Source organism: Xenorhabdus mauleonii, from assembly GCF_900113945.1.
In the GTDB taxonomy this organism is placed as follows: Bacteria; Pseudomonadota; Gammaproteobacteria; order Enterobacterales; family Enterobacteriaceae; genus Xenorhabdus; species Xenorhabdus mauleonii.
In genome coordinates, this window is sequence record NZ_FORG01000045.1 from 1 (window position 1) to 11,454 (window position 11,454).

The window sequence follows — 11,454 nt, forward strand, 5'->3', positions numbered from 1 at the left end:
CGTAAAGTGCGCTATGGCGTGAGCGAACCTGCCCAATATCATCAGGAAGCCTTAGATTAATGGAAACCACTTCTTCTCAATGGCTGTTTTGTGCCAGCCAGCCTTATTGCCTGCAAATCACCATGGCACCGGGTTCTGAACCCGCGCTCGTTCAGCTTTATTGGCGGTCTGTGCGTAAAAAAGCGAGTCGGTTATATCTCGGTGCCGGTCAGGAAAGCCGGGAACTGGGCGATGGCGATTTTAGGGTTTTCCGTCTGACAGAAAACCAGTGGCAGGCAGTGATTGACGGTCAGGCTGAGAAAGAGCCTGAGCCGTGGGAGCCTTTGCCTTTTACCTTATCAGAGCTGGCAGTCCATCCGGAGTTTGCCACCTTTGACTTCCTGGGTATGACGGAGACGGGCATATGCGAAAAATAAACTGTGGCTGGATCGTGTGTCTGGCAGGATTGTTGGCCGGCTGTTCGACGTCGAAAGATGCTTTACTGCCTGCCGGCGAACAAACTGTACTGGCAATGTGGCAGGGGAACAAAGCAGCTCAGGGGGCAGCATCGGCAAGGCAAACCCTGCGCCGGGCGTTAACTTCCGCTGAGCGGCGCAGAGCATTAGAAGAACCTTATCACTACAGCCGCTCAGCCGCGCAGGAAATCAGCCAGCAATTTCCCCGTTTACCCAATCCCGATATGGTGATGTATGTCTATCCGCATCTGGTCGCCGGTAATACGCCGATACCGGGCTACAGCACCGTATTCCCGTTTTATCAGCAAATACAATATGCCCTGCCGGGTGAACGCACGGAGGCATGGTAATGGGAACCCCAAAAGCGCTGAATCGCCCCGGCAAGCTGCGTGAAGCCGATGAAAACGCCGTTTATCAGGCCAATCCTTCGATTATTGATTATCTGCCCTGGGTGGAATATCTGGAAAAAGAGCAGTGTCTGTTGCTGGATGACGGGATTTCTGTCGGTGCAGTCTATCGCATTGAGCCTATCTCGACTGAAGGCCGCCCCGCTGAGCGTCTGATTGAAATTCGCGACCAGCTGGAAGATGCGGTGCAAGACAGCCTGGAAGAGGACGATATTTCGCCGTGGGTGGTGCAGTTTTTTTGTCAGGATGACGATGATCCCGCTGCGTATCTCAATACCCTGCGGCGCTATGTGAAGCCGTGGGCGCAGGATACCGCTTTTACTGACGCTTTTCTGGCGGAATCGGCACGTCATCTGCACAGTATTGCCCGGCCTGACGGCATATTTCAGGACAGTCTGATCACCGGGCAGCCTTGGCGGGGGCAACAGCGTCAGACCCGGATGGTGGTTTACCGTTGGCTGCCTGCGCACAAATCGCAGAAGCCTCATCTCACTTTATCTTCAGTGGTGGCCCTGAGTCAGGTGTGTGAACGGCTGGTCTCGTCACTGGCCGCCGCCGGTGTGATAGCCCGCCGCCAGAATGGCGGGCAGATCCACAACTGGTTGCTACGTCATTTTAATCCGGCTCCGGACTGGGGGATGACCAAAACCGATTTTTATCGGGCGGTCAGTTATGAAACGCCCACCCAACCGGATCTCCCTCTCAGCACGGATTTTGCCGAAAGCCTGTGGTTTACCCCGCCGGTGTCTGATCCTGACGCGGGGATCTGGTGGTTTGATGGCCTGCCGCATAAAGCGGTGCCGGTCGAACGTTTGCGGCGTCCGCCGGAGCCGGGCACACTGACCGGGGAAGTGAAACGGGGTGACAATATCAACACCCTGATGGATATGATGCCGGAAGGCACCGTGGTGTCGCTGACGATCGTGGCGCAGGCACAGGACCGGCTGGAAGAGGATTTTACCCGGCTGGCGAAAAATGCCGTGGGGGAAAACACCGAATCACTGCGCGTCCGGCAGGATGTGCAGGAAGTCAAAGAATTATTGGGGCGACGGCATAAGCTGTACCGCAGTGCGCTCACTTTTCTGGTGCGCGGCAAGGATGTTTCTGATCTGGATCATCGGGTGTACCAGCTCTCTTCCACTCTGTTGACGGCGGGATTACAGCCTGTCCGACCGGAATTCAGTGTCTCTCCGTTAAATGCCTATTTACGGGCACTGCCGATGTGCTTTAATCCGCAAAAGGACAAAAAACACTGGTACAGCCGTTTGACCTGGGTACAGCATCTGGCCGGATTACTGCCGGTCACGGGGCGCTCGACTGGCACCGGGCATCCGGGGTTCAGTTTCTTTAACCGGGGCGGAGCACCGCTGACCTTCGATCCGATGAACAAGCAGGATCGCACCCAGAATGCCCATTTACTGTTGTTTGGCCCGACCGGTGCCGGAAAATCCGCTACGCTATGCGCCTCACTCATCCAGCTGATGGCCATACATCGGCCGCGTCTGTTTATCGTGGAGGCGGGCAACAGTTTTGGTCTGCTGGCCGATTACTACGAAAGTCTGGGGCTGACGGTCAATAAAATTGGCATCAAACCGGGCTGTGGGGTCAGTCTGGCGCTGTTTGCCGATGCGCATCAGTTGCTGCAACTCAGCCCCAGGCAATTGCGCATTCATGAAGCCGATATTCCTGATACGGATGAGCAACCGGAAGAGGAGGGGGATGAACAGCGCGATATTCTGGGCGAGATGGAAATTGCCGCCCGACTAATGATTACTGGCGGTGAGAAAAGAGAAGAAGAGCGCCTGACCCGCTCTGATCGGGGGCTTATCCGTGAAGCCATTATGCAGGCCGCCCAGACCAGCTTTGACGAATCACGCCAGATGGTGGCATCAGATTTACAGAACGCACTGTATGCTACCGCCCGCAATCATCAGCAGGATGAACACGGCCAGCCGTTAATGACTGACCAGCAACGGGCACGGGCATATGAAATGGCCAGCGCCATGTCGATGTTTACCCAGGGATTTGAAGATGAACTGTTTAACCGTCCCGGCACGCCATGGCCGGAGGTGGATGTCACCCTGATTGATTTGGGCACACTGGCGCGGGAAAATTACTCGGCTCAGATGGCGCTGGCAATGGTGTCGCTGATTAATAAAGTCAATAATCTGGCCGAACGGGATCAATATCAGGATCGCGAGCTGCAACTGGTGATTGATGAAGGGCATATCACCACCACAAATCCATTGTTATCACCGTATATGACCAAAGTGGTGAAAATGTGGCGTAAACTCGGTGCCTGGCTGTGGCTCGCCACGCAAAACTTGGCGGACTATCCGGATACCGCTGAAAAGATGCTGAATATGGCTGAATGGTGGTTGTGTCTCACCATGCCGCCGGATGAGGTGGAACAAATCGCCCGGTTTAAAAAGCTGACCGAAGAGCAGAAAGCGGTGCTGCTTTCCGCCAGTAAGTTACCCCGTTGTTATACTGAAGGCGTGGTGCTGGCAAAGAAAATCGAGGCGTTGTTTCGGGTGGTGCCGCCGAGCCTCTATCTGGCACTGGGCATGACGGAAAAAGAAGAAAAAGCGGAGCGGAGGACGTTGATGCGGGAATATCAGTGCAGTGAACTGGAAGCCGCTGTTCTGATTGCCAGGAAGATGGATATAGCGCGAGGTTTTGAAGAGACTGTAATTTAAATTGTGTATTTGCCTGCTTTTGATATGTTCATTTAAACAACAAAGCAGGCACATTATGAACGAAAAAAACTGAACGCCATCTACATAACTTACTGTTTCTCAAGCTTCTTGTATTAATGGTTTTGAAAATTGGCCCAAGATATCAAGATGAATATATACATCCATTTTTCTAATACTATCCAGTTCAACATCTCCTCCTAAGAATATAGCTGGTTCAAAACCAAATACTTCATTTTCATTTAGCGAGCCATATTTTTCTACTGCTTTAGAAAAAATCCATACATCGTCATCATCTTCAATGTCAAAAGAATCAATATGCCTACTTGCAAAGAATGTGGAAATATCAAGATCAGCTTGTTCTTTGCTTTTTTCATAATAATTCCCTTTATTATAATAAATAGTGTTGAAGGCACATGAGATTATTAAATTTGTTCCAGTTTTCTCACCGCAAAGGCAAAGATCACCAAAACCACTTCTGCCAATGGCATGATAAGTATCCGCTGATTCAAACGGCGTATCTTCCAGCCACATATCAACAATGCTTTCATAATCATCCGGATTTACGATGCTAAACAATCCATTTTGATAACTGTTCCAGCCTTCTGTTTTCCAATAATGCAATAGTCGATTAGGTAGGTGGCTTTTCCATTTTTCTATAGCTGTGTTAGGCACTACTACGTGTCGAGTAGCTTCTCCGAATTCTTCAATAAAATGGCCGAAGTCATCATCACGCATTATTTATTCCTTTATGAGGTGCTTCAAATGACTGCCTATGCAGTCATTTGAATAAGGGATTTTATTATTTATGCTTAAATAGCTAAATTTCATATATATCAGGTTCAGAAAATTGGCGTAGAATATCAAAATGAATATGCATATTTAATTTTCTTACATTTTCAAATTTGATATCACCACCTAAAACGATAGCTGGCTCAAAACCAAATATTTCATTTTCCTCTAAGGGACCATATTTTTTTACAGCGCGAGTAAATATACCTTGTGTTTCATCTCCTTTAAGATCAAGGTATTTTATCGATTTATTTGCAAAAAAAGTAAAAATATCAAGGTCAAAAGCTCGTTTATCTTTTTTATAAAACTCCTTTTTATCATGAATAATGGTATTAGAATAACAGGAAATTGATAGATTTTTCCCTGTCTCTTGTCCACAAAGGTAAAGTTTACCAAAACCGCTTCTGGCAATAACATGATAGGAGTCCATAGACTCAAAAGGTGTATCTTCCAACCACATATCAACAATATCTTCATAATCATCAGGGTTGACTATACTGAATAACCCATCTTGATAACTGTTCCAGCCTTCAGTTTTCCAGTAATACAATAGCTGCCCAGGTAATTTTCCTAGCCATTTTTCTATAGATTCGTCTGGTACAGGTCGAGGCTGAGTTGCTTCTCCTATTTTTTTTATAAAATATTCAAAATACTCATCACGCATTAACTATTTCCTCTTCTTACGTCTTGATGATTTTTTTTCATTTTTTCGACACACTTCTAACTGGACATTCATCTTAGCGTCAGCCAAACCACTGTCAATCGCCTCTTGCGCTGCTTTATCTAATGTTGCTATACGATAAGACCAGCTTTTACCAATAGCACTATTAACGTTAGTGCTTCCCATTCTTTTTGGTTTAGGATGATGTTGCCCACCTGCTGACATATCTGGTTCATGGAGTGCGGCCAACTTATCCATTATTTCTTTTGATTTGGTTTCAGCTATTTCTTCTGCTTTTGCTAGTGAAGTTTTTTTATCTATTTCATTCTTAAATATACGATCAGATAAAACTTCTTCAAATTCTTCTCTAAATTTCTCTTGTGCTTTACCTGCATCTTGATGTCGACCAATGCCTTTTGTGTTAGTTTCCTTTGTTTTTTTAAAGGCCTTTCTAGCTGATTTAAACTCAGCAGGTGTCATTTCATTAATTGCATCCTGCTGTCTGCGAAGCTGAGCTTCGTATTCTTGTACATAGGCTTTTCTTTCTTTGTCTGTTTTTAATGATTTATAGTGCTTCCCATTATAGGGATTAAAGCAAGAGGGTTTTGCTTTCTTAACGCCTTTGACTTTGCCTCCTTTATTTTGTTGATTCTCTTTTAGCTCCTTTTTAAGCTCTTCTGGGTTCTTTTGGGGTGTTTTTTCATCTCTTTTTTCTGCTCTTTCCTGTCTTCGCTTGGCTCGGGAGTTCTTCCGTGCTTCTCCCTTGCCGGAGAACATTGACATCACTTTTGATCCGCCCTTAGCGATGCCTTTAACCATTCCCTTAACTATTCCTTTCGGGTTCAAATCGCCCAGTGTTGCACCGAGTTCCTGCTCTGGATTATCTAATGTGACCCTGAGTTCATCAAGATTACCGGTGTCTGCTCTTTCTCTGGCCTCTTCAGCCGCTTCCGATAACACCTTTGCATGTTCTTTATTGCCGAAGAGTTCATACCATCTTGCCGCGTCTTCCATATCGCGAGCCGCCTCCCGTTGGGCTGCTGGATACGCAAGCTCTGCAATATCAACCCCAAAATTCCAGGTATCTTTTGCCGCACCTTTACCCATTTCGGCAGCACTTTTGCCGCCCTCAACAGCCAATTTTTTCGCGCTGTCATAGGCCTGAGCAGACAAACTTTTTTCGGTCTGTGTGCCGGATTTGAGGATTGGACTTGCTTCACCGGGCGCTTTAGTGACCTGAGGCGGTTGTCCGACAATTTCACCTATTGTGTTGCCTTCCCCTGTTGGGGAATCACTGCGCGCCTTTTTCTCCAGCAAAGGCTGATCACTCACCGTAGGCGGTGTTTTTTTTGTTTTTTGTGGTTTCTTGGCCATAGCCGTATCCTTATGCGCCGTTCATCCAGAATTTGTCACCGTGTCGCAGCAGAAGCCTGTTGCCTGCTCGGACACTTTTTGAGTGCTCTTTAGGATGGCACTTGCCTCCCACGGTGCCGCTTTTGATGCCATTGGCAACGCCGGGTTGGTCGCCCAGTGTCTGGGGCACAAAGCTTTGTGCGAAAACCACCATGGGTTTGCCGTTTGCTCGCACAGATTTGACCGGTACAGAGCTGTCTGCCAGTTTGGCCACGACCGGATAGGGAATGGGTGGCGTTGAGGCACCCATCGGTGTTTTGCACACATCCGGTACAATGCTGACGACCATCCATTGTGTTGCTGTTCGGGCGAAGTAGTTATCAGCCATAATGCAGCTCCTTGCCATCGCCTAAATCGATCCTGACCAGAGGGGCATCCGGCTTCATCTCAAACCGCGCCTCCATCAATCTGATAGACTCGTCAATTTCGGCGTGATAGCGGTAGGTCATGGAAAGGGTGAGCGCTTCGCTGTCGATAATTAAGGTATCCAGATACATCAGGTCAGGTATCATTTCGCCATTCATCATTCTCAGCAGCATAAAGGGGCGGTGTCCCGGTAGCTGCACGCGCAATATGCCTTCACGGGTTAAGTGGAACAGGCTGATACGGATATTATTATCCGGATGGTCGATTTGCTGGTCTTCCGGCGCGTTATTCCAGTAACCAAAGTCAAAATCGTCAGGTAAATACGGATGACGCTCTTCCAGCCAGGTCTCATCATAGGTGCCCGCTTTTGTTCGGCGGGGTAACCAGGGGCGGCCAATGATGCCAAAACCGGCAGGCTGACAGCTGGGGTCTGTGACAGGCGTCGGCGGCTCGGAGCTGTAGGAGAAATTCTTTCCGGTGATAGGCGCATTCGGGTATTCAATACGTGGTGCAGGGTAGCGGGAAAGGGCTTTCGCTCTCGCATACCAGGGGGAGACAAAGCCTGTACCAATTGGATTGTATTCGAAAGTGGCATGCGCTATCGGAGGCACGTCTTTTTCCGGATGCTGTTCCCGTTGCTCAACGGACAACCTGAATTCAGCAGCTACGGCAGCGGCTGTCTCATCGTCATCATAGATTCTGCATTGCCCTCCAAAGGCGTATTGGTAGTCTATCGGCAATTCCGTGAATTTTTGCGGTGATGTCAGTTGCCATTCGTCCTCTGACGTGCGTTGAAACTCGCGTTCTCCCCAGACCAGTAACGTTTTGTCGATAAGGGGCTGCCGGTCTGCTGTGGTGACGAGTAATCGGATGGGGACTCTTTCGGCGGGAATGCCGCCCTGCGCATAGGCCACGCCGTTGACAATGACATCACATTTCGGCTTTAACGGTGCCAGGTCACTTTCCTGTAGGACGGAGGACTGGTTGAGTTCGCCACTGAATTCATCCTGCAATGCCAGTTCACCAAACGGCTCGATTAATACGGCCTGATAATAGGGGCCGTCGCCGATAGGCTGGAGCTGATAGACGATTTTCATCGCCACAACGTGATATTCCTCGTCTTCGGTATCGAGCATCTTGTAGTGCATAACCGAAAAGGGGGTCAGATTTTTAAATTCCATCTTCAAACTCCTTAGTTCAGGTCAATGTCCTGTGCACTGATTTGAATGGCATCACTGGCCTGGAACAGGAAGTTATTCCCCTGAATGGTGACATTACCCAGTTTGTCCATGCGCAGGACACTGCTGCCACAGCGCAGTTCAATGACTGTACCTGCGGTAATGGATAAGGATTCACCGACGTCAAGTGTATCCGTCAGGCCAATGGTCTCCTCTTGATGTTCATGGACTTCAATGGTCTGGTTTTTTTCGACGGTTTCAGAATGGTTTGCCAGCACATGAGTATCACGGTCATTGAGTACTTTGGTGTTCATATCCTTCTGGGCATGGATAAATACCTCTTCACTGCCTTTTGCATCTTCAAACCGCAGTTCGTTAAAGCCTTTGCCTTTGTGGGTTTTGGTCTTGAACGTGGTGCGGGTTTTCTGCGAAGGCAAATCCAGCGGCGGGCGGTTCAGGCCGTTGTAGACACAACCGGTGACGATGGGGCGGTCAATATCGCCGTTGAGGTAAGAGATAATCACTTCCTGCCCGATGCGCGGGATGGCCATAAAACCAAAGCCGTTGCCGTTCCAGCCTTGTGCCACGCGAACCCAGCAGGACGCGCCGTCATCCGCCTTGTCATAGCGGTTCCAGTGGAAATGGACTTTGATGGCCCCATCTTTATTGACGAAGATTTCTTCCCCTTCCGGGCCAACCACCGTGGCGGTTTCATCGCCATCCGCCAGCGGTTTGTAGTGGAAAGGCGGGCGCCAGTCGGCAAGGCCGTCAATAAAGCTGAACTGGTTGGAAAGCGTGGTGCCCTCGCCACCACTATCCCCCATAGCCTCCGGGCAGCGGCCGTGATGGCTGATACCGACAATTTGCCAGCGGGCATTGAGCGGGGTGTGTGGGTGACTTTTGATTTCGAAGATTTTGCCCGGCATCAGTTTGATGCAGTTACTGCTGCCACTGCCGGTCTTTTTCTGGTTATCCAGTGCTTCATGGCGATATTTGAGAAACGGTTTGGCGGCGGCATCTTTCTGAAAACGCCCGTAACTTTCAAATACGGTATATGGGGTTTGGGTGCCAAAATCGCGGAAACCTTCGCTGCTTTGCATATGGGAGAGATGATAGCGCGGGTTATCGTAGTTAGAGTCTTTGTGGAGGCTACGTTGCGGACTCATTCCGACCCCCAGTCGCACCTGATAAATCGTATCCATCCCATGGGCAGTTTCTGGCTGTGGACTGTAGGTCAGCGGCAGTCCGGCGGTCATTCCTAGGTGGCTGTCACTGAAAAAGGCGGTTTCATCTTCAAACCAGAAACTGATACCTTCTTCCGCCGCCAACCGACTGAAAAACCCATAGTCAGATTCGCGTTTCTGGGTGACGTATTCCCGGTCCTGATGGGGATCATAGAGCTTTGAATCCGCCCGCACGTGATGTTTTTTCATCAAATCCGTCAGGATGGCAGGCACATTTTGTTGATGGAATATCCGGCTTTCCTGATTGAGTGTCAGGCGCCAGAGTGCCGGACGCACGGTCAGGCTGTACAGAGTTTTATTGCCGTCTGTACCAATCCAGTCAGCATGGGAGACGATGCCGGTGATTTTGCGCTGCATCAGTGGCCCATGAAAGATTTGTAACACTGCTTCCTGCATTAGCAAGGCGGCCAAATCTACTTCGTCTAATGGTTTGAATGGATTCAGGGAATGGGTTTTGACCAGCGTCAGGTTCAGGGTAAACAGTTCCGATAACCCTTCCTGCAGGGAAAACTCCCCCACGCTGAATGTATTGTCGGGAAACCCCGCAACCTGAAACGTAAATCGTAAGCCACTTTTGGCGGCAGGCAGCATATCAATGAGATTTTTCATCATATTTTGTTGTACTCCTTGTTGTGATGAGTCAATGGCTTACATCTCCCGGCGCGCGCCGTAAACCTCTCGGAAAGCCCACAACGTGCCGCGCGTGTCCGGGGCAAACACATCCAATTTGACGAAGGTGGACTGGCTGATAAAACACGCCATGGCTCCATGGACTAACCGACAGAAGCGGTACATGTCTCCCGCGTTGGCGTAACAGTCCGGGTTGAGTGTCAGCCCTACCCAGTGCCCGCGCACTGGGCGGCCGCGTTTCATCCGGTCAGTCAGGTGCTCTTCCACCCGGACAATACCGTCGATATGTCGGCGGATATGGCGGCTCAGTGGACGATTGAGTTCGGTGTAAGGGTCAAACAGACGAAGAAACTGTTTCAGGCTGTCGGTGGCAAATAACAACACCGGTGGACTGGAGAGGCAGGAAAGCAACGGCCAGCCCGAATTACTCTGCAAAAGGGATGGGTAATCGTCGAAGACAGGCAGAATATTGTGTACATTGAGATGAGCCGGTGAACCTTCCTGTGTGATGGTAATTTCACCGGGGTTTAAAGTGGTGGCCTGTGTGTGATAGCCCCAAAAATCACTGGCAACGCTCAGGGCAGGCAAGTTTGCCGCCGGTTTACCGGTCAGGTCAAAAAAATGCAATTGATGCGTGAGCCTGCCCAGTAAATCTCGTTCACTGTGGTACAGGTAATAAAATGTCTCCGGCTCCCCGTTTTCTGCCAACCAAGGAGCTGATGGCGTAAATTGGTCGATAGGCAGATAGCGGTAGGGAGAACCCCGTTGCTGGGTTTCATCGGGTTGCTGCACCACTTGAATTTCACCCAGCCGGAACAATTGCACGGATTCACCCAAGGACAAAGGATAGCGATGATTGCTTTCCTCCAGCGGCAGGGGTTGGCTGGTCAGGGATTCCAGATGAATAGCCGGAACACAACCCAGCATAAAAGCATCGCTGACATCATCCAGTGGTAATTCGCCTTCAAAACGGAAAACCAGCTCAAAACTGCCGTCGACATTAAGCGGGACTTCACGGCAACTGTCGCGGATATCCACCGTCATAAAGTTATATAAATGGGGCAGCGCATAATATTCCATCAACAGTTGCAGGCCCGCGTAAGTGTGCTTTTCCCTCGGCAGAATGGGATTGTCAAACAAGTTATGCCAGCCATACGGGAAACAGCTCAGTTTGCGCTGCTCGCCTTGTGCTCTGAGGCTCATCTCACAGATATGTTCGTCCAGCCACAGGCTTAATTGAGCAGCCCGCGCATTATCCTCACAGAGGAAAAAAGACAGCGCACCGCTTTGCCAGACGGGAGAGGAAATGCCGGTCTGGCAAAGCGTCAGCACGATTTCGCTGTGAGTGCCGGTTTTTTTGACGACCTTGCTCCGTACAATAAGGGGTTCGATATGCAAGGGGCGACAGGTTTTAAACGTGAGCAACTGGCCGTTGATTTCCGCAGAAATTGGCGTGCTGGCCGGAATGTCAACAGTGCCCTGATGTTCGCCATCAATGGGATGAAACTGCATGATGATGGTGGGCGGAATGGGACTCAGGGCAGTCGGCCAGATACGGGACAGGATGCCGTGGGAGATTTCGGGGCAATCATCCTCAATTTTATCCCGTAAG

At 49.7% G+C, this 11,454-nt stretch carries 10 protein-coding genes; 3 read left to right on the forward strand and 7 right to left on the reverse strand.

Annotation, left to right across the window (positions count from 1 at the left end):
- Positions 1 to 59 precede the first annotated feature (59 nt).
- From BM100_RS21220 to BM100_RS21230, 3 genes are read left to right on the forward strand one after another with little or no spacing between them, the layout of a single operon-like run.
- The gene (locus BM100_RS21220; protein WP_092514569.1) at positions 60 to 416 is read left to right on the forward strand and encodes a hypothetical protein; all 357 of its coding nucleotides are present in this window, start codon (positions 60 to 62) and stop codon (positions 414 to 416) included.
- A complete protein-coding gene (locus BM100_RS21225) occupies positions 404 to 805 on the forward strand; it encodes a TIGR03751 family conjugal transfer lipoprotein (RefSeq protein WP_092514571.1) in 402 nt (133 codons plus the stop codon). Before BM100_RS21220 ends, BM100_RS21225 begins: the two co-directional genes overlap by 13 nt.
- Entirely contained in the window at positions 805 to 3,561 is a 2,757-nt protein-coding gene (locus tag BM100_RS21230) for a conjugative transfer ATPase (protein WP_092514573.1), read from the forward strand. The genes BM100_RS21225 and BM100_RS21230 overlap by 1 nt, the downstream gene beginning before the upstream one ends.
- A 99-nt stretch (positions 3,562 to 3,660) precedes the next feature.
- Here BM100_RS21230 and BM100_RS21235 read toward each other — a convergent pair whose 3' ends face one another.
- The 7 genes from BM100_RS21235 to BM100_RS21265 form a co-directional block, all read right to left on the reverse strand.
- Positions 3,661 to 4,296 (reverse strand): GAD-like domain-containing protein, encoded by a 636-nt coding sequence (locus BM100_RS21235; RefSeq protein WP_092514575.1) that lies wholly within the window; start codon positions 4,294 to 4,296, stop codon positions 3,661 to 3,663.
- Positions 4,297 to 4,378: 82 nt separating this feature from the next.
- Positions 4,379 to 5,014: a GAD-like domain-containing protein gene (locus BM100_RS21240; protein WP_092514577.1), complete on the reverse strand. Its 636-nt coding sequence runs from the start codon at positions 5,012 to 5,014 to the stop codon at positions 4,379 to 4,381.
- A 3-nt stretch (positions 5,015 to 5,017) separates the two neighbouring features.
- On the reverse strand, positions 5,018 to 6,385 hold the full coding sequence (locus BM100_RS21245; RefSeq protein WP_092514579.1) for a polymorphic toxin type 15 domain-containing protein: 1,368 nt from the start codon (positions 6,383 to 6,385) through the stop codon (positions 5,018 to 5,020).
- A 10-nt stretch (positions 6,386 to 6,395) separates the two neighbouring features.
- The gene (locus BM100_RS21250) at positions 6,396 to 6,770 is read right to left on the reverse strand and encodes a DUF4150 domain-containing protein (RefSeq protein WP_244590747.1); all 375 of its coding nucleotides are present in this window, start codon (positions 6,768 to 6,770) and stop codon (positions 6,396 to 6,398) included.
- The gene (locus BM100_RS21255) at positions 6,745 to 7,971 is read right to left on the reverse strand and encodes a DUF2169 family type VI secretion system accessory protein (protein WP_092514583.1); all 1,227 of its coding nucleotides are present in this window, start codon (positions 7,969 to 7,971) and stop codon (positions 6,745 to 6,747) included. Before BM100_RS21255 ends, BM100_RS21250 begins: the two co-directional genes overlap by 26 nt.
- An 11-nt stretch (positions 7,972 to 7,982) precedes the next feature.
- On the reverse strand, positions 7,983 to 9,824 hold the full coding sequence (tssI, locus tag BM100_RS21260; RefSeq protein WP_244590748.1) for a type VI secretion system tip protein TssI/VgrG: 1,842 nt from the start codon (positions 9,822 to 9,824) through the stop codon (positions 7,983 to 7,985).
- 36 nt (positions 9,825 to 9,860) lie between these two features.
- On the reverse strand, positions 9,861 to 11,454 hold a 1,594-nt coding region (locus BM100_RS21265), incomplete at its 5' end, for a type VI secretion system baseplate subunit TssF (protein ID WP_092514585.1).

Coding starts and splice junctions, on each gene's coding strand:
- BM100_RS21255 (WP_092514583.1), bottom strand. CDS start 7,971: ATGGAATTTAAAAATCTGACCCCCTTTTCGGTTATGCACTACAAGATG.
- BM100_RS21230 (WP_092514573.1), top strand. CDS start 805: ATGGGAACCCCAAAAGCGCTGAATCGCCCCGGCAAGCTGCGTGAAGCC.
- tssI (WP_244590748.1), bottom strand. CDS start 9,824: ATGATGAAAAATCTCATTGATATGCTGCCTGCCGCCAAAAGTGGCTTA.
- BM100_RS21220 (WP_092514569.1), top strand. CDS start 60: ATGGAAACCACTTCTTCTCAATGGCTGTTTTGTGCCAGCCAGCCTTAT.
- BM100_RS21235 (WP_092514575.1), bottom strand. CDS start 4,296: ATGCGTGATGATGACTTCGGCCATTTTATTGAAGAATTCGGAGAAGCT.
- BM100_RS21245 (WP_092514579.1), bottom strand. CDS start 6,385: ATGGCCAAGAAACCACAAAAAACAAAAAAAACACCGCCTACGGTGAGT.
- BM100_RS21225 (WP_092514571.1), top strand. CDS start 404: ATGCGAAAAATAAACTGTGGCTGGATCGTGTGTCTGGCAGGATTGTTG.
- BM100_RS21240 (WP_092514577.1), bottom strand. CDS start 5,014: ATGCGTGATGAGTATTTTGAATATTTTATAAAAAAAATAGGAGAAGCA.
- BM100_RS21250 (WP_244590747.1), bottom strand. CDS start 6,770: ATGGCAAGGAGCTGCATTATGGCTGATAACTACTTCGCCCGAACAGCA.